We start from the raw sequence: 18763 nt of genomic DNA on the forward strand, positions 1-18763 counted from the left end.
GTGGTAACGCGGGTTAGAACCCGCGTTACCACTCACGACGGGCTGCGGGAGGATCAGGAAGCCGCGGAAACGACTCCGGCCAGCCGGTCGGCCGCGGCCTGGGCCGTCGACTGGGCCGGCGCCTCGACCATCACCCGGACCAGCTGCTCGGTGCCGGACGGGCGCAGCAGCACCCGGCCCTCTTCACCCAGCTCGGCCTCGACCTGGCCGACGGCGTCGCGGACCTCGGCGGAGCCGGCGACCGCCGCCTTGTCCGCGACCGGGACGTTGACCAGCACCTGCGGCAGCCGGTTCATCACGGCGGCCAGGTCGGCCAGGGACTTGCCCGTCTCGGCCATGCGGCTCATCAGGCGCAGCGCGGTCAGCAGGCCGTCGCCGGTGGTGGCGTGGGCCGGCAGCACGACGTGGCCGGACTGCTCGCCGCCCAGCGCGAACCCGCCGGCGCGCAGCTCCTCCAGGACGTACCGGTCGCCCACCGCGGTCGTGACGACGGTGATGCCGTGCGCCTTCATCGCCAGGTGCAGGCCGAGGTTGCTCATCACGGTCGCGACCAGCGTGTCCTTGGCCAGCTCGCCGGACTCGGCCAGCGCGAGCGCCAGCACCGCCATGATCTGGTCGCCGTCCACCAGCTCGCCGGCGGAGTCGACGGCCACGCAGCGGTCGGCGTCGCCGTCGTGCGCGATGCCGAGGTCGGCGCCGTGGGCGACGACCGCCTCGCGCAGCTTCGCCGGGTGGTTGGAGCCGCAGTGGTCGTTGATGTTGATGCCGTCCGGGTCGGCGTGCAGCGCCACGACCTCGGCGCCGGCCCGGCGGTAGACCTCGGGCGCGGCGGCCGCCGAGGCGCCGTTCGCGCAGTCGACGACCACCTTGAGCCCGGCGAGCGGGTGCGGCGTGGCGTCGAGCAGGTGGGCGGCGTAGCGGTCGAGGGCGTCTTCGACGTCCGTGACGCGGCCCACACCGGCGCCCGTCGGGCGGACGGCGTCGGCGGACAGGCCGGCTTCGATCTCGTCCTCGATGCCGTCGGGGAGCTTGTGCCCGCCCGCGGCGAAGAGCTTGATGCCGTTGTCGGGCATCGGGTTGTGCGACGCGGAGATCATCACGCCGAGGTCGGCCTCGAGCGCACCGACCAGGTAGGCGACGGCCGGCGTGGGCAGGACCCCGACGCGGCGCACGTCGGCCCCGGCGGACGTGAGGCCCGCCACGACCGCGGCTTCCAGCATCTCGCCGCTGGCGCGCGGGTCACGGCCGACGACCGCGACCGGCCGGTGCGAGCGGTCGTGCGCGGCGAGCACCCGGGCGGCGCTGGCCGCCAGCGCCATCGCCAGCTCCGGCGTCAGCTCGGCGTTGGCCAGGCCACGAACCCCGTCGGTCCCGAACAGGCGTGCCATCGATCGACCTCCTCTGCGCGGTCACACCGGTGCGACCACCACGACAACCTAGCGACCCTGACGGACCGCATTCCCCCACCCCGGTGAAGTCGCTCCACACTTTGGAGACAACACAAGTCCCGGGAAAACGCCGGAGCGCCCATCCGATGGACGGATGGGCGCTCCGGTGGTTCGCGCCTCGGGGCGCGATCAGCGCTTGCTGTACTGCGGGGCCTTGCGGGCCTTCTTGAGGCCGTACTTCTTCCGCTCCGTGGCGCGCGCGTCACGGGTCAGGAAGCCGGCCTTCTTGAGGGCCGGGCGGTCGTCGGCGTCGACCTCGATGAGCGCACGGGCGATCGCCAGGCGCAGCGCGCCCGCCTGACCCGAGACGCCGCCACCGTGGAGGTTGGCGAAGATGTCGAACGAGTCCGGCTTCTCGACCAGGACCAGCGGGTCCTTGATGAGCTGCTGGTGCACCTTGTTCGGGAAGTACTCCTCGAGGGTGCGGCCGTTGAGCTTGAACTCACCGGTGCCCGGCACGACTCGCACGCGGACGACGGCTTCCTTGCGGCGGCCGACGGTCTGCGCGTTGCCACCGGCGGCCCGCGACGGGCGCGGCGCGGCGGCGGTCTCGCTGGTCGCAACCGGCGTCTCGCTGGTCGCAGCAGGCGTCTCGCTGGTCGCAGCGGGGGTTTCGCTGGTCGCAGCCGGGGTTTCGCTGGTCTCAGCCGGAGTCTCGCTGGTCGCGACGGCGCCGGTCTCGGTCGCCTCGGGGGCCTCGACGACCTCGGGGGTCTCGTTCTCGGTGCTGGTCACAGACTGTTCCTCACTCACTGCGCGACCTGCGCGATCTTGGTGATCTCGCGCGCCTGCGGCTGCTGCGCGGCGTGCGGGTGCTGCGGGCCGGCGTACACCTTCAGCTTCTTCGCCTGGGCGCGGCCGAGCTTGTTCTTCGGCAGCATGCCCTTGACGACCTTCTCGAGCAGGTGCTCGGGCTTGGTGTCCAGCAGCTCGCCGAACGAGCGCTTCCGCAGACCGCCCGGGTAACCGCTGTGCCGGTACGCGAACTTCTGCTCGCGCTTGTTACCGGTGAGCGCGACCTTCTCGGCGTTGACGATGATGACGAAGTCACCGGTGTCCACGTGCGGGGCGTAGGTCGGCTTGTGCTTGCCGCGCAGCAGCGTGGCGACCTCGGTCGCCAGCCGTCCGAGCACGACATCCTCGGCGTCGATCACGTGCCAGGCACGAGTGACGTCGCCGGGCTTGGGGCTGTACGTGGGCAAGGGTCTACCTCGTCGTCAACATTGCGTGTGGGTTCTGTGCGGGCCTAGCGCTTACGCGCCGCAGCGCACAACGACATATGAAGATACCCCCACGGTCACCGCACCCGCGCATGGGGGGTGGTGGAAGCGCCCATACTAGGCTCCGGGCGGCCCGGGCGCAGCCGGGACCCTACCGGAGTTTTCCCGCCGAAGCGCCTACGCGCGCCGCCGCGACACGCGAGGATGGGGCCATCCGGAGGGCAGCAGGCGAGCAGGGGACGGCATGAGGAAACGACCGACGGCGATCTTCGTCCTGGGCGCCCTGCTGGCCCTGGTCAGCGCCTGCGGCCAGGCGAAGGCGGGCACCGCGCTGCCGAAGGGCGACGACGCGGCGGACTACGTCGGGGCCAAGTTCGAACAGGTGATCGGCAAGCTCGGCGACGCCATCACCGACACGCGCGACGTCACCAACTCGCTGGACGCCTACTTCAAGTTCGACGACAAGTGGATCCACAGCACGGTGACGTCGGCGCGCACCGGCAGCCCGGAGAGCCGCGCGGTGCGGCACCGCTCGCAGAAGAACCCGGACGAGATCATCGACACGTACACGCCGGCGGACGGCGCGGTCGAGTACACCTACCTCGGGCCGGTCTACGTGCAGAAGGGCGTCTCGCCGACGGCGTGGGTGTCGATGCCGAAGCCGGAGGGCGGCCTGGTCCTGCCGTGCGCCTGGGGCGGGGTGCTGACCCCGTGCCGGATGGCGGACTCGGCCGTGCAGGCGTACGAGGCCGACAAGCGCGCGGTCCGCGGCGCGAAGAGCCTCGGCGACGGCAAGACCGCGCTGACCGTGAACGTGCCGTTCGAGATCTTCGTCAAGAACAAGGTCGAGATCCTGCCGCCGAGCATCACCGGCCAGGTCGGGCCGGAGCTGAAGAAGGCCGCGGTCCCGGCCACGATCACGCTGAACCCGGACGGCAGCCTCGTCTCCTTCGCGATGGAGGCCAAGTTCGCCGGCGACGGCCACCAGGTCGAGCTCAAGTACGAATTCCGGTTCACCGGCAAGGCGAGCCTGCAGGACATGCCCAAGCTGCCGGACGCGGGCCAGATCACGGTCCTGCCGGACCGGGCGGCGATGGACGAGTTCTACCGGCGGCTCGGCGAAGCGCAGGGCAGCTGAGACGTGACCATGACCCGAGGTGATCTCCGATGAAGCCACCGTCACCACCGTCCCAGCCACCCGACCCGCAGCAGCCGCAGCAGTGGTGGCAGCCGCCGTCGAACCCGCCCGGCGCCCCGGCGGGGTGGCAGCCCGAGCAGCAGGCGACCGGCCCGCACGCCGGGCAGTGGCAGCAGCACGCGGACCCGGCCACCGGGTCCTACACCGGCCCGTGGAACCCGGGGCAGCCGTCGGGCTCGTTCTCCGGGCCGTGGCAGCCGGGACAGCCGGGCAGCGGGCCCTGGCAGCCGCCGTCCGGGCCGGCACCGCAGCAGCAGCCGCCGGTGACGCCCGGCCACGGGCAGCAGCAACCGCAGCAGTACGGCGGCGGGTTCCAGCCGGCGCAGTACGGGGGTCTCGGTGCGTTCGCCGCGGAGCCGGGGAAGAAGCCGAAGAAGCCGTTGCTGATCGCCGTCGCCGCGGTCCTGGTGCTCGCCGTCGGCGGCGGGGCCGCGTGGCTGCTGGGCGCGTTCCGCGGGGACGTCCTGGAGCGACAGTCCCTTCAGGACGGTGTGGTGAAGGTCCTGAACGAGCACTACGGCGAGCCCGACGTGAAGAACGCGCAGTGCCCGGCGAACGAAGCCGCGCAGAACGGGACGACGTTCGACTGCACGGTGACCATCGGCGGGCAGCCGAAGAAGGTGACGGTGCGGGTGCTCAACGACCGGCCCGAGTACGAGGTCGGCGCCCCGCACTGAGCTTTTCCTTGCCGGGTTTTTCCTTGCCGGGTAACAGCCGAGCCGTCAACAGAAAACGGCGGGCCCCGCACCGGAGTGCGGGCCCGCCGTGGTTTCCGGGGCTACCGGCTCAGAACAGGCCTTCGACGGCGCTGTCGGTCTGCTGGTAACCGTCGGCGATCTGCGGCAGGGCGGCGGCGATCTGCGCCAGAACCTGCTTCAGGTCCTCGAACTTCTCGTTCCACTTCCGCTGGGCCTGGTCGTACTGCTCCTTCGCGGAACCGGTCCAGGTGGTGACCAGCGGACGGAGGTCGTCCTGCAGGCGGTCGAACGCCTGCTGCAGCTCGTTACCGGTCGACGTGCAGTCGTCCGCTGCCGCGCGGATGGTGGCGTAATTGACGACAATGCCGGCGCCATCAGGCATGACGTGCTCCTTTTGTGCTGAGGAAGATTTGGTGGGTGAAGAGAAAGTTCAGGGTGGAGATCAGCCGAGGGCGTCGAAGCCGCGGTTCACGGCCCCGAGGATCTCCTGCTGCTGCTGCTCGGAGCGCTCGTACTTGGAGCCGGCCTCGCGCAGCAGTTCACCGATGCGCTGAAGCGCCTGGTTCATACCACGGGCGTCTTCGTCGAAGCGCAGCATCACGTGGTCGAACGCCTTCTGCGCGTCACCCTGCCAGCCGGCACGGGTGGCCTCGATGCGGTCGCGCAGCGTCGAGAGGTTCTGGTCCATCTGCGCCCGAACCTCGGTCACCTTGCCTTCGGCATCGGTGAACTGGGCAACTGTCCCTTGAAAACCAGGCCCGCCGCTCATGCCGGGACCCCCTTCTGTGAAGTGATGATTGGCCGTAACCAAGCTCGTTCGTTCGTACGGCCCTACGACGCAGACATTGCCACGTCCGGTTCCCCCTTGTCGTGGTTTGCCCGGAAGTAGTTGCTTGCGTTAACGCCCGCACCGGGAACCGGTCGCCGCAGGTGTCCCGCGGCCGCACCGAACTGACGGCGCAGCACCCGGAAAAACGTTCTCCACCAGCAGGATTAGCACGCGCACACAGCCATCGGCCGCGCGAACTCACCGATCGCGGTTCATGATTCGCATCTGGGAAAAGTCTTCGTCGTCGTCACCCGATCGAGGGGCCCGGGCCGGAGGTTGCGAACGCGAAGGAACCGGATCGTGAACAACCGGAACCGAGAGCCCCCGAGCCCGGCGGAACCGTTCGGCGGCCGCGCGCAGGGTGCCCGGTGTCGGATCACCGGACTTCGCGCCGCGCCCGCTTCGCTTCAGGAGATCGGCGTTTTCGCTGTGGTGCCGCTGGTTGCGCGCCTTCGCGGTGCCGGCGACGCGACGCGCGTGCGTCACCGCGTCCTGCCCGATCCGCCTGAAGGACGCCGCGGCGCTTTCGAATTCTTCGGACGGCACCGCGTGCCCTCCTCTCAGTTGAGGATTTCGACCGTGCGCACGGCCTGCACGCAGGCGGCACCGACCCGGTCGCGCAGCGGGGCCGTGGCGTACTGGCAGCCGATGTGGACGCGGACCCGGCCCTTCGCCACGACGTACCAGTCGACCTGGAGATCGGCCCGGCCCGGCTTGACTTCGTGGTACCCGATCACGGTCTTGCCGGCGTAGGACAGGTTCGGGGTGAACGCGCTCCAGCGGTCCGGCTTCTCTTCCGCGATGCGCTTGAGCTCGTCGACCAGCTTCTGCGGCTCCGCGGTCGCGTCGTAGTCCATCACGATCTCCTGCGCGACCAGGAGGTCGTTGCCGTCGCGGGATTCCTGCGGGTGGATGACGACCTGCCGGTCGGCCACCCGGTCGTCGGTCTGGACCCAGTCCTCCGGCGCGATGAACTTGAAGTCGTACTGCGAAAGTGTCCGGCCGGTCTCCCCCGACTGGAACACGAAGATCCCGGTGACGACGAGCGCGGCCACCAGGGCCACCCCCCCGCCGGCGATCCACCAGCGCTTTCCGCGGCTCTTCCGTTCCGGCTGCGCGGCGGGGCGGTTGCCGGCCGGGCCGCCCTGCGCCGGACGGCCGGCGGGCGGGGTCCACGGCCGGGCCGCCGGCTGCCCGTGGGGCGGCGACGGCGGCGGGGCCGCGCGGTTCGGGAACCCGGCAGGACCGGACGGGGCCGGCGTCCGCGGCGGTGCCGGGCGACGGCCCGCGTCACCGGGACGCGGGGCGATGTCGCCGGGCCGGACGACCTCGGTGCGCTGCGCCGCCGGACCGACGGCACCGCCCGGTGACGCCCCCAGCCGCGCCATCGCTTCGCCGGGCAGCGCGCCGGTGCGGTCCGGGTCCACCAGCACCGCCCGCAGCGCCCCGCGCGCGACGACCGTCTCGGGCTGGTCGAGGCTCGTCGGCACCACACCGGTGCGTTCGTGCACCAGCCGCGAAATCATCGGGATCCGGCTCGACCCGCCGACCAGGAAGATGGCCGTGAGCTGCTTCGGCCGCAGACCGGCGTCGCCGATCGCCGCGACCGTCAGCTCGACGGCGCGGCCCAGCGGGGCCGCGATCAGCCGCTCGAGGTCCTCGCGCGTGACGTGCGCGTCGGCGAACGGCGGCGGCATCGGCACATCGGTGTAGGCGTGCCGCGACAACGTTTCCTTCGCGCCCCGCACGTCCTGGCGCAGCACGCGGCGGCGGCGGCGGTCGGCCAGCTCGCGGCCTTCGACGAGCTCGCGCCAGGCGTCCGGATCGGCCGCGGACACCAGGGAACCGACGTGCTCCAGCAGCGCCTGGTCGATGTCCGCGCCGCCGAAGCCCGGATCGCCCCGGGCGGCGAGCACCTGGAAACCACCGCGCTGCGGACGGCCGGCCCGGTCCCGCGCGGTGTCCGGCGGCAGCCGCCGGACCACGCTGACGTCGACCGTGCCGCCGCCGAGGTCCAGCACCGCGAGCGCGTCGCCGGGGCGGCCGCTGAACTCGACGGTGCGGTCGTTCGTCACGTCCTGCGGCGCGAACGTCGCCGCGTGGTACACCGCCGCCGCAACCGGCTCGGGCACCAGCGCAACCTCGCGCGCCAGCCCGCCGGCGGCCTGCCGCAGCAGCCGGGTGCGGATCGCGCCCCAGTCCGCCGGGTGGGTCAGGACCAGCAGGTCGACCTCGGCGTCACCGGCCAGGCGGCGCGCCTCGGACACCGCGCGGTCCAGCACGGCGTGCACGACGTCGGTCACCCGCAGGACGTTCTCGCCGAGCAGCAGTTCGCCCTCGTCGATCCGCCGCTTCGGGTGCGGCTCGTACCGCGACGGGTCGACCGCCGCCTGCCGCTCGGCCTCCTGGCCGACGAACAGCGTGCCGTCCGCCGCCGCGTACACCGCCGAGGACATCAGCGGCTGGCCGTCGATCACCACGACCTGCGGTTCGCGCCCGTTCACCGAGGCGACGACACAGGTGCTCGATGTCCCGAAGTCCACCGCAACCCGGACCGTCACCAGCAGCTCCCAAGAACGACGCAGTGTGCGTTTCCCGCGCCCGGCCGACGGGACGCGCCCTCGGGGAGGAACCTACCCACCCCGCCGGGAGCACGCCCCGCCGCCGTCGTCAGTCGGGCTGGATCCACGACACCTGGATGAGCTGCTTGCCGTTCTTCCGGGTCAGCATGTTGCCCCGGCCCGGCGGCATCGCGCTCGCCTTGATGTTGCCGACCAGCGCACCCTCGTCGCGGGAACCGTTCATCACCAGGCCCGGGGCCGCGATCTCCTTGAGCTTGCCGATGATCGGGTCGTACATCGCCTTGCTCGCGCCACCGGTGCGCCGCACGACGATCAGGTGCAGGCCGACGTCCTTGGCTTGGGGCAGGAAGTCGGAGATCTTCCGCAGCGGGTTGTTCGTCGACGTGGCCACCAGGTCGTAGTCGTCGACGAGGATGAACAGCTCCGGGCCCTTCCACCAGGACCGCGTCTTCAGCTGCTCCTGGGTGACGTCGGGGCCCGGCAGGCGCCGCGTCATCGAGTTGAAGACGTCGCCGACCATGCTCTCCAGCTGCGCGGCCGAGACCGCGTACCCCAGCAGCGAGTCGCCCTGGACGAAGCCGAGCATCGTGCGCCGGTAGTCGACCAGCAGGATGAGCGCTTCCTTGGCGGTGTAGCGCTCCGAGATGCCCCGGGCGATCTGCCGCAGCAGGTTCGTTTTGCCCGACTCGCCGTCGGCGAAGGCGTAGAAGTGCGGTTCGGCGTTGAAGTCGAGGTAGATCGGCTGCAGGTCCTCTTCGTTGACGCCGATCGGGATGAGCTTGGAATTCCGCGCGGTGTCGAGGGCGAGCACGTCCTCGTAGGTGATCATCTCCGGCAGCAGGCGGACCTGCGGCGCGACCCGGCCGCGCCACGCGCCCTTGATCTTCGCCACCGCGTCGGCCACGCCGGCCGCGATCGTCTCCGGGTCGCTGGAGCCGTCGATCCGCGGGAGGCCGCCCAGCATGTGCAGCTTCTCCCGGGTCAGGCCCCGGCCCGGCCGCCCGGCGGGGACGTTCACCGCGACGCGCCGGTCGATGTCGGACTCGGTCGGGTCACCGAGGCGCAGCTCGAACCGGGTGCCCAGCATGTCCTTGATTGCCGGGCGGATGTCGGCCCACCGGTTGGCGGCGATGATCACGTGCACGCCGTAGGACAGACCCTGCGTGGCGAGCCGGGTGATCGTGGTCTCGAGCTCTTCGAAGTCGTCGCGCAGGGCGCGCCAGTTGTCGACGACCAGGAACGCGTCGCCGAACGCGTCCTGCTCCGGCCGGATCTCCCCGCGGCGCCTGCGGTTGCGGAACTCGGTCATCGAGTCGATGCCCATCGCCCCGAACCGGCCTTCCCGCTCGGTGAGCAGGGTGGTCAGCTCGGCCACGATCCGCCGCGCCTTGTCCGGCTCGCGCCGCGCGACCGCGACGCCACCCACGTGCGGCAGGTCGGCAAGCCCCGCCAGGGTGCCACCACCGAGGTCGAGGCAGTAGAACTGCGCCTCTTCCGGCGTGTGCGTCAGCGCCATCGACATGATCAGCGTCCGCAGCATCGTCGACTTGCCGGTCTGCGGGCCGCCGACGATCACGCCGTGGCCCGCCGCACCGGAGAAGTCGGCCCAGAGCGGGTCGCGGCGCTGCTCGTACGGCCGGTCGATGATGCCCAGCGGCACCTGCAGCCGCCCGTTGCCGAAGAAGCCCACCGGGGACAGGCCGCGGTCGTCGGTCGGGTTCAGGTTGGGCAGCAGGGTGTCGAGCGAGTTCGGGTCCTTCAGCGGCGGCAGCCACACCTCGTGCGCCGGCGGGCCCTGGCCGACCAGGCGCGACACGATGACGTCGAGCTCGCTGGGTTCGACCGCCTCTTCGGGCTGGCGCTGCTCTTCCTTCGGTGCCGCCTCGACGAACTGCGGCTCCGGTTCCTTCGGCAGCTCGACGAAGTCCGGGACGAACAGCTGCGGCCGCTTGTCCGCGCGGACCACGGTCGCCGCCGGGCCCGCCGCCTTGAGCCCGGCCGGCCGGTACGGGCCCGAGACGTAGGACGCCTTGAACCGCACCAGGGTCGACGTGTCGTACTTGAGGTAGCCGCCACCGGGGACCGACGGCAGCTCGAACGCGTCCGGCACGCCGATCGCGGCGCGGGACTCCGCCGCCGAGAACGTCTTCAGGCCGATCCGGTACGACAGGTGCGAGTCCAGGCCGCGCAGCTTGCCTTCCTCCAGGCGCTGCGAAGCCAGCAGCATGTGCATCTGCAGCGACCGGCCCAGCCGGCCGATGGCGACGAACAGGTCGATGAAGTCCGGCTTCGCCGACAACAGCTCGGAAAACTCGTCGCAGACGATGAACAGCGCGGGCAGCGGGTCGAGGTCGGCGCCGTTTTCGCGCGCTTTCTCGTACTCCCAGACGTTCTTGAAGTTGCCGCCGTTCTTCAGCGCTTCCTGGCGGCGGTTCATCTCGCCGGCCAGCGCGTCCTTCATGCGGTCGACCAGCGTGACCTCGTCCGCGAGGTTGGTGATCACCGCGGAGACGTGCGGGGCCTTGTCCAGGCCCATGAACGTCGCGCCACCCTTGAAGTCGACGAGGACGAAGTTCAGCGTGCTCGACGAGTGCGTGGACAGCAGGCCCAGCACCAGGGTGCGGAGGAACTCCGACTTACCGGAACCGGTCGCGCCGATGCAGAGGCCGTGCGGGCCCATGCCTTCGGCGGCGGCTTCCTTGATGTCCAGCTCGACCGGCTGGCCGTATTCGCCGACGCCGAACGGGACGCGGTAGCGGTCGCGGATCGGCCGCGGCCGCCACGCCTGCTGGACGTCGAAGGTCATCGGGTCGCCCGGGATGCCGAGCAGCTCCAGCAGCGACGGGTTCGACAGCAGCGGCTCTTCGTCGCCGACGTCCTGGCCCGCGGCACCGCCGACGCGGTACGGCGCGATGAGCCGGGCCAGCGACTCGGTCTCGACCAGGCTGAGCGTGTCCGGGCGGCCGAACCACTCGACGCCGCCGGCGCTGCGGGCACCCAGCCGGTCGGCCTCGACGACCAGCCGGAGGCCGCGGCGGGCGGCGAGGTTGCCGAGGGAGTCGGACAGGTCGATCAGCGTGACGCCGACCAAGCCTTCCTCGAGCACGATCTGCTCTTCCCGGGTGACCTCGGCGTCGTCGATGATGATCACGACGTGCGGCTGGTCGGGGGCCGGGGTGGCGTTGCGGGAGAAGCGCTGGCGGTCACGCAGCTCTTCGTCGAGCCAGTCTTCGATCTGGGCCAGCGAACCGGCCATCATGCGGAGCTGGCCGATGCCGTCGGACAGCGTGGGGTGCTGGGCGTGCGGCAGCCACTTCGCCCACTCCCACTCCTCCTTCGCCCGGCCCGCGGTGGCCACCGCGATCAGCACGTCGTCGGGGCTGTGGAAGGAAACCAGCTGCGCGAGCATCGCGCGGGTGAGGCCGCGGGTCAGCGCGCGGTCGCCCTGCATGCTGACCGCGGCGAACCCGCGGAGGGTGATCTGGGTCGGCAGGTCCGGCACGATCGAGTGCGCGCGCACGAACCGGCGCAGCGCGAGGGTGGCGATCGGCTCGAGCTCGTCGACCGGCCCGGTCTGCGGCGGGACCAGCCGCGTCGCGAGGCGGTGCGAGCTGCGCCCGACGCGCAGGTGCAGGAAGTCCTGGTCGTTCTGGCGGCGTTCCCACATGCGGCGGCTGGCGGCCAGCGACCAGAGGGACTGGGGGTCGGGGTGCACCCATTCCAGAGCGGCGCGCTGGTCGACCATCGCCTCGCGGGCGCGGTCGCGCATCTGGCCCAGGTAACGCAGGTAGTCCTTGCGGTCCTCGTCCATCTCGGCGCGCTTGGCGCCGCCGCCCTTGCCGCCACCGCCCGCCATCATCCCGAGCGTCCCGACGACCATCATGCCGCCCATGGCCATCATCATCGGGTTCCGCCCGCTGGCGGTGAACATGAAGACCATCATCCCGATCGACGCGAAGATCATGACGATCGGCAGCGCCTTCATGACGATGTTGCCGGGGATGACCCGGGGCACCTCGGGCGGCGGCTCGAGGTGCACCTCGCCGCCCGGCGGGCGCGGTGCCGCCAGCCGCGGCGACTTCTTGAACTGCAGCGTGCTCATCGAAGGACCCCTCTTCAAACTCGACGATGGCGGCCACCGCTTTGGTGCGCAAGGTGCGCGGAACAACCTATCGAACGCCGCGGTGGAATTCCGGCGGATGCCGTAACGCCCTCGTGAACCCGGTCCTGACCTCGCCTGGCGAGTGTACGGCGGTCCACCGACAGTAATCGCGGCGTGTGGTCCGCGAGCGGCGATTGGCGGTGATTTTCGGACGTTCGATGATGCCCGCGCCGGGGTTCGGTATAAGTTCCCCCGGGAGCAGTATCAACCGAGCGGGGGCAGTGCAGTGGCTACGGGCACGACAGTATTCAGCAGGGTGACGGTCGTCGCGCCGTCCACCCGGATCGACGTGGCGCTGCCCGCCGACGTCGCGGTGGCCGACCTGCTGCCGATGCTGCTGGACATGGCCAAGGAGACCTCGCCGGACGGCGGGGCCCGCCACGGCGGCTGGGCGCTGGCGAAGCTCGGGGACGCCCCGCTCGACCCGAGCCGCACGCTGGCTTCGCTCGGTGTGGTCGACGGCGAGCTGCTCCAGCTGCGCAAGCGCAACGAAAATCCGCCGCCGCCGCTGTACGACGACGTCGTCGACGCGATCGCGGAGTCGTCCCCGGACAGCTTCCGCCCGTGGACCAAGGAGACGGCGAACCGCTTCGGGCACGTCGCGGGCGGGCTGGCGCTGTTCGCCGCCGCCGTCGCGCTGTTCATGAGCGGCTCGTTCTACGGCGGGAGCGCGCTGGGCGCGGCCATCGCCGGCGGCATCGGCGCGATCGCCTGCGTCGCGATCGGCGCGACGCTCGCCAAGGGCTACCAGGCCGAGCCGACCGGCGTGCTGATCGCCGCGGCCGGCGGCCTGCCGCTCGCCTTCGTCAGCGGCTTCTACATCGTGCCCGGCCTGTCCCTGCGGGCGAACCTGCTCCTCGGCGCGGTCCTGGTGATCATCGTCGCCTCGGTCTGCATCATGGTCATCGGCGCCGGCATCACGACGTTCATCGCGGCGGCCACCGCGGGCACCTTCGGCGCGCTGGCCTTCCTGTTCGGCACGCTCGTCGCGCACCCGGCGGCCGGGATCGCGGCCGGCACGGTCGCGGTCGCCCTCGCCTGCATCTCGATCCTGCCGCGCGCCACGATCTGGCTCGCGAAGCTGCCGCTGCCGCACGTCCCGAGCAACGCCGAAGAGCTGAAGGAAGACTCCGGCTTCCCCGACTACCGCGCGATCGAGCGCCGCACGGCGGTCGCGCACAACTACATGACCGGCCTGATGGTCGGCTGCGGTGCCACGGTGGCGATCTCCGCGATCATCGCCGCCACCGCGCCCGGGTCGTTCGGGATCATCCTCGGCGTCGTCGCGACGCTCGTCCTGCTGCTGCGCGCCCGCGCGTACGCCAACGGCAGCCAGGCGATCGCGCTGCTCACCACCGGCCTGGTCTCGGCCACCGGGATCGCCGTCGGCTGGCTGGTCTCGGCGAGCGCCCAGAACCGCCTGCTCTACGTCTTCGGCCTGCTGCTCCTGCTCGCCGCGGGCGCGCTCGTCGTCGGCGTGATCTTCCCGAACCAGCGGTTCTCGCCGCCGCTGCGGCGGACCGTGGAGATCATCGAAGCGATCTGCATCGCCTCCGTGCTCCCCCTCGCCCTCGGTGTGATGGACCTCTACACCACCCTGCGGCACCTGAACTTCAAGTGACCGGATCGGGTGGATCTCCGATGGCAGCAGCACGGCGTTCCGGCGCCCCGCGACGCACCACCACGGCCCTGCTGGCCGGCACGATCGGCCTCCTGTCGCCGCTGACGCTCGCGGTGCCGGCGTGGGCGCAGGCCACCCCGGCCGACGGTTACTTCGCGACCCCGCCGCCGGTCGACGACAGCAAGCTGATCCCGGACTCGCGCCAGCCCGACAAGAGGTACAAGCAGACGAAGGGCTGCGTGCAGCGCAGCACCCTCGGCCAGAACATCGAGATCAAGAACCGGCCGTGGGGCCAGGAGTACCTGCAGATCTCCAAGGCCCAGGACATCGTCAAGGCGGCAACGGGCAGCGCCGGCGGCGGCGTCCGGGTCGCGGTGATCGACACCGGCGTCACGCGGCACCCGTGGTTCCAGGACCGGATCAAGTCCGGCGGCGACTACGTGGCCACGCCGACCAAGGGCCAGCCCCCGGGGCTCGAGGACTGCGACGGCCACGGCACCGAGGTCGCCGGGATCATCGGGGCGAAGCCGGACAACCCGGAAGTCGGGTTCGTCGGCGTCGCGCCCGACGCGACGATCGTGTCCTACCGCCAGCTCAGCGAGAACTACGAGCCCGACACGTCGACCGCGACCCCGCCGGCGAGCAGCACCGGCGGAGGCGCGCCGTCGTCGAGCACGAACCCGCCGAGCGGGTCCAGCACGGAGCTGCCGCCGGGCGGTGGCGGCAGCGGTGAAGGCGACCGGACCTCGCCCGGGCAGTCCAACGGCGGCCGTCAGCTGGAGAAGGCGGGCACCGCGGGCACGCTGAAGACGCTGGCCGAGATCATCCGCGGCATCGCCGACCGGCACGAGGCCGACGTCATCAACATGTCGGTGGACAACTGCCGCCCGGCCACCGGGTCGATCACCGAAGGCGAGCAGCAGGTCCAGGCGGCGGTGCACTTCGCGGCGAAGGCCGGCATCGTGATCGTCGCCGCCGCCGGCAACGCGACGGACACGTGCCCGCAGAACGACCAGCCGGACGCGCGGAAGCCCAAGACGATCGTCACGCCCCCGTGGTTCGCCGACGACGTGCTGTCGGTCGGGGCGATCGACGAGTTCGGCAGCGTGGCGCCGTTCAGCGTGCACGGCCCGTGGGTCGGCGTCGCCGCGCCCGGCACGAGGATCATCTCGCTCGACCCCGCCGAGGGCTCCAGCAGCCTGGCGAACCTGACGTTCGAGAACGGCGACAAGGCCAGCGAAATCCAGGGCACGAGCTTCGCGGCACCGTACGTGGCGGGCCTGGCGGCGCTGGTCAAGGCGAAGTACCCGCAGCTCGACGCCAAGGGCATCATCAACCGGATCAAGGAGACGGCCCAGCACCCGGCGGCCCCGGGCGGGCGCGACAACTTCGTCGGCTACGGCGTCATCGACCCGGTGGCGGCGCTGACCCAGGTCCTGCCGTCGGAGGTGGGCAACCAGGCCCCGATCCCGGCCCCGCAGATGGCCCAGCTCCCCCCGGCCAACAACCACAGCTCGACCCCGATGATCGTGGCACTGGCCGGCACGGCGGGCGGCGTGCTGGCGCTGCTGATCACGTTGTTCGTCGTGCACACGATCCGCCGCAACCGCCCCGCCGAAACCGACACTTCGCGCCGCTGACACGGGCATCACCCGTGTCTGGAGGGGCATCACGCGTGTCTGGACGGGCATCACCCGTGATTGGAGGGGCATCGGCGTAATGCCCCTTCAATCACGCGTGATTCCTCTCTGATCACGGGTGATGCCCCTTGGGACACGTCACTTCGCGGGTGGTTTTTTCTGCTGCGGGTCCTCGTCCTCGCCGATCACCGGCGGGGCCACCAGGCCGGGCTCGCCGAGCAGGTCCGACGACTTCGTCATCGGGCGCGTTTTCGACGGGCGGCGGGCCTGGCCGCCCGTGCCGAAGGCGCCGAAACCCATCATCGGCATCATCGGGACGCCGCCCGATGAGCTGTGGTCCTGCTCCGCGGGCGGCTCTGGGTCGACGGTGCCGGCGCCGGTGTGCTTGCCCTCCGCCGGGCCGTCGGCCGACGACGGTGTCATGACCTCGTCGGCCGGAGCCGAAGACGGAGCCGTGGCGTCGGTGGCGGTCTGCTCGCCCGCTTCGTTGAGGGCGTCGTCGTGCAGCTTGAAGCCGTCCTGCGGGTACCGGTGCCGGATCTCGATGGTGCGGGCGGCCGCGTCGGGCTCGTCGACGCCGGCGCACAGCCGGTCGAACGCCTCCATGACGTCGCGCGCGGTCTCGTACAGCGCCTTCGCCGAGTCCTGCGTCTCCTGCAGCTGCGCCCGCGCGCGTTTGGTGCCGCCGCTCGGGAGCAGCATCGTCTCCGACGTCAGCTCCGCCGCGTCCACCAGCACCTCGACGAGGTCGACGACCACGTGGCGGAGCGTCGTCACCATCTCGTCCAGCGCGCCGGCGAGGGTGTCGAGCGCTTCACGGAGGTCGCCGCCCGCCGCGCCGATCTCGCGGATGTAGACGACGAACGAGTCCGCGTCCTTGCCCTCCCAGCCCGCGTCGAGCCGGCCGAGCTGGTCGTCCAGGCGCGCCGAAACCCCGGCCGCGACCGAGGCGGCCTGGCGCAGGCGGTCCGCTTCGGCACCGAGGTCGGCCCAGCGGCCGATCAGCGGGCGGAAGTACGTCTCGACGGGGTCGATCACGCCGAGCTGCCGCGCGAGGTCCGTGAGGTACGCCAGGTACGGCTCGGCCGCCGCGGTGATGTCCTCGCCCGCGGGCACGGGCACCGCGGCCGCGAGCGGGTGCGGAATCGACTCGGTCGAGCTCTCGGCCATCACCGGTCGAGCCTCCCGGCCCGCTTGATCAGCTCCGCGGCTTCCGCGTCCTGCCCGCCGTGGCGGACCGTCACCTGCCGCAGCGCCTCCGCGGCCGAGCGCAGCGCCTCGGCGCCGTCGGCCAGCTGCCGCCGCAACGCCCCGGCCGCGCGGCCGTACGACTCCCCGAGGCCGATCTGCGCCCCCAACGCCCCGTAGGACTCCGCGGTGACGTCGCCACCGACCTCGGCCGCCGCCGCGTCCAGGTCGTCCGCGGCGGCGTCGGCCGTCTCGGCGTACCGGGCGACGACGACGCCGTCCATCCTCAAGCCGGCCACGGCACCTCCGCTCACGAGAAAGACCTTCGAGCGTGGGACGCCCGCCGCGCGCCGGCGGTTCCGCTCAGTGTTCAACCGAGGCTTCGCCTCGGGCCGGGGGCTGCGCCACCCGGACCCCCGGAAGCGTCAGTGTTCAACCGAGGCTTCGCCTCGGGCCGGGGGCTGCGCCACCCGGACCCCCGGAAGCGTCAGTTCCCCGGCGGCGGGGTCGGGTACGTGCCGGCGTTCGGGTCGATCGGCACCGCGTCGAACTGCCGCAGCACGTCCTGGGTGTTCAGCGACGCCCCGGTCGGCAGCAACCCGATGATCGACTCGGGCGCGGGCTGGCGGTTGTTCAGGCCGATCGCGTCCGCGGTCTGCGCGTCCGGGACGCTGTAGCGGACACCCCGGTCGGAGATCAGCTGGATCTGGCCCTTGCCGAAGCTGGCCTTGCCGGTGGCGGACTGGACCACCGCGGCGAACCCGGGCTTGAGGTAAAAACCGTTGAGCGGCACCCGGTTCGGGCCCGGCGTGGTCACCGTCATCGGGGTGAACTTGTCGCCGGTGCTCTTCTGGCCGGGCAGCTGCGTGTCGACGTACACCGACGTGTGCGCGTCCTGGTCCGGGCCGGACCCGACCAGCGACCAGCCCAGGCACGCGACCGACGAGTTCTTCGTCGCGTCGAGGACCGTCGGGACCGAGCGCGGGAAGTCGTCGACCGGGATGTAGTCGGGGTCGGTGGGCTGCAGCGTGTGCACGCCGGCGAGCTTGTCGAGGCCCAGCGTCTGGATCTTGCCGGAGCTGCCGTTCTTCGCGACGCGGATGATGTCGGCGACGGCGTTGGACACCCGCTGGATGCCGCCCGTGGTGATCGCCCAGTAGTTCAGCGTCGTCTCGCCGGCCTGCTGCGTGGCGAAGACGTCGCCCGCGGTGAGGCCGTCGAAGTCCGCCGGGGCCGGGCCGTTCGCGATCTTCGGCGGGCTCAGCTTGGCGACCTCGGGGATCGCGTTCAGCAGCCCCTGCGTGATCTTCCGCGGCGCCGGCGGCAGCTGCAGCGCCGTCCGGACGGCGTCGTTCGGGTTGTCGACGTCGATCTCGGCGCGCACGGTGTTCGCGTTCGGCCGGTTCCGGGAACTCGGGAGCCGGTAGACCAGGTAGGTCTTCCCGTTGTCGGCCTTCGCCAGCAGCGCCTCGTTCTCGCCCAGCTCGGTACCGAGGCCACCGGGCGCGATCCCGCCGAAAACGTAGGTGTTCGTCCGGCCCGTGTCGGGGTTCGGCAACGACGGTTCGAGCTGAACCTGGTCGCAGACCGCCCAATTGGGGGAAATGCGCTGCGAATCCGACGGGATCAGCTGCGGGCCGTCCGGAATTCCGGTGAGTTTGTCGCGCGGAATGTCCTTCAGCTGCTCATCGGAAACGACCGTGGGATTCTTCACACTCGCCGGGCTCGCCGGGGCGGCGGCGGGCGCCGCGGTCGCGCCGCCGGCGCCCGCGCTCGGCTGCTTCTGCTGCGCCAGCAGCAAAAGGCGCGCGGAGGCGAGGTTGAAGGTCGGGATCAGCTTCTTCGGGTTGCCCGTCACGACGTAGACGGTGCCGGACTGCTCGCCGATCACGATGTTCCCGGCCTCGGGCACGGACGGCGCCGGGCTGAGCAGCCCCCAGACGACGAAGACGATCATGCCGAGCGCGCCCAGCACGACCCCCACGATGGTGGCCCTCGTGTGGGTGCGCATCGGGTCGTGCAGCATCACGGCGTCCCGCCGGACCAGCGCCGACTGCATCCGCCGTAGGACGAACTGATACGCCTGGACCTGAGACTTAGTCGTGGGTGTTGATGGCATTCTCGACCTACAGCTCTCCCCGTCGCGGTACGGTTCCGCAGGATAGCCGTACGGGGAC

Annotated in this window: 14 protein-coding genes; 4 read left to right on the forward strand and 10 right to left on the reverse strand. The window is 71.4% G+C overall.

Annotation, left to right across the window (positions count from 1 at the left end; genetic code table 11):
* Positions 1–53: 53 nt before the first annotated feature.
* From glmM to rplM, 3 genes are all read right to left on the reverse strand, one after another.
* Positions 54–1388, reverse strand: a complete 1335-nt coding sequence (gene glmM / locus Q5425_RS00005; RefSeq protein WP_308669946.1) for a phosphoglucosamine mutase — start codon at positions 1386–1388, stop codon at positions 54–56.
* A gap of 189 nt (positions 1389–1577) precedes the next feature.
* A complete protein-coding gene (rpsI, locus tag Q5425_RS00010) occupies positions 1578–2183 on the reverse strand; it encodes a 30S ribosomal protein S9 (protein WP_308669947.1) in 606 nt (201 codons plus the stop codon).
* A gap of 14 nt (positions 2184–2197) precedes the next feature.
* Entirely contained in the window at positions 2198–2650 is a 453-nt protein-coding gene (gene rplM / locus Q5425_RS00015; protein WP_308669948.1) for a 50S ribosomal protein L13, read from the reverse strand.
* 262 nt (positions 2651–2912) lie between these two features.
* On the opposite strand from rplM, the gene Q5425_RS00020 reads away from it, so the two are divergent.
* Entirely contained in the window at positions 2913–3806 is an 894-nt protein-coding gene (locus tag Q5425_RS00020; RefSeq protein WP_308669949.1) for a hypothetical protein, read from the forward strand.
* A gap of 29 nt (positions 3807–3835) precedes the next feature.
* On the forward strand, positions 3836–4543 hold the full coding sequence (locus tag Q5425_RS00025; protein ID WP_308669950.1) for a DUF4333 domain-containing protein: 708 nt from the start codon (positions 3836–3838) through the stop codon (positions 4541–4543).
* Positions 4544–4652: 109 nt separating this feature from the next.
* On the opposite strand, the gene Q5425_RS00030 is transcribed toward Q5425_RS00025, so the two are convergent.
* From Q5425_RS00030 to eccCa, 4 genes are all read right to left on the reverse strand, one after another.
* Entirely contained in the window at positions 4653–4946 is a 294-nt protein-coding gene (locus Q5425_RS00030; RefSeq protein ID WP_308669951.1) for a WXG100 family type VII secretion target, read from the reverse strand.
* A gap of 60 nt (positions 4947–5006) precedes the next feature.
* A complete protein-coding gene (locus Q5425_RS00035; protein WP_308669952.1) occupies positions 5007–5333 on the reverse strand; it encodes a WXG100 family type VII secretion target in 327 nt (108 codons plus the stop codon).
* Between the two features lie 620 nt (positions 5334–5953).
* On the reverse strand, positions 5954–7954 hold the full coding sequence (locus Q5425_RS00045) for a type VII secretion-associated protein (protein WP_308669954.1): 2001 nt from the start codon (positions 7952–7954) through the stop codon (positions 5954–5956).
* Positions 7955–8063: 109 nt separating this feature from the next.
* Entirely contained in the window at positions 8064–12077 is a 4014-nt protein-coding gene (gene eccCa / locus Q5425_RS00050; protein WP_308669955.1) for a type VII secretion protein EccCa, read from the reverse strand.
* Between the two features lie 316 nt (positions 12078–12393).
* On the opposite strand from eccCa, the gene eccD reads away from it, so the two are divergent.
* Both eccD and Q5425_RS00060 read left to right on the forward strand, forming a co-directional pair.
* On the forward strand, positions 12394–13758 hold the full coding sequence (gene eccD / locus Q5425_RS00055) for a type VII secretion integral membrane protein EccD (protein WP_308669956.1): 1365 nt from the start codon (positions 12394–12396) through the stop codon (positions 13756–13758).
* 20 nt (positions 13759–13778) lie between these two features.
* Positions 13779–15398 (forward strand): S8 family serine peptidase, encoded by a 1620-nt coding sequence (locus Q5425_RS00060; RefSeq protein ID WP_308669957.1) that lies wholly within the window; start codon positions 13779–13781, stop codon positions 15396–15398.
* Positions 15399–15536: 138 nt separating this feature from the next.
* Here Q5425_RS00060 and Q5425_RS00065 read toward each other — a convergent pair whose 3' ends face one another.
* The 3 genes from Q5425_RS00065 to eccB all read right to left on the reverse strand — a co-directional run bounded on the left by Q5425_RS00065 (position 15537) and on the right by eccB (position 18705).
* Positions 15537–16568, reverse strand: coding sequence for a WXG100 family type VII secretion target (locus tag Q5425_RS00065; protein ID WP_308669958.1), 1032 nt, complete (start codon positions 16566–16568; stop codon positions 15537–15539).
* On the reverse strand, positions 16568–16900 hold the full coding sequence (locus tag Q5425_RS00070; RefSeq protein WP_308669959.1) for a hypothetical protein: 333 nt from the start codon (positions 16898–16900) through the stop codon (positions 16568–16570). Before Q5425_RS00070 ends, Q5425_RS00065 begins: the two co-directional genes overlap by 1 nt.
* Before the next feature lie 173 nt (positions 16901–17073).
* Positions 17074–18705, reverse strand: a complete 1632-nt coding sequence (gene eccB / locus Q5425_RS00075) for a type VII secretion protein EccB (RefSeq protein WP_308669960.1) — start codon at positions 18703–18705, stop codon at positions 17074–17076.
* Positions 18706–18763: the final 58 nt, after the last annotated feature.

This window comes from Amycolatopsis sp. A133 (assembly GCF_031082405.1).
GTDB lineage: Bacteria > Actinomycetota > Actinomycetes > Mycobacteriales > Pseudonocardiaceae > Amycolatopsis.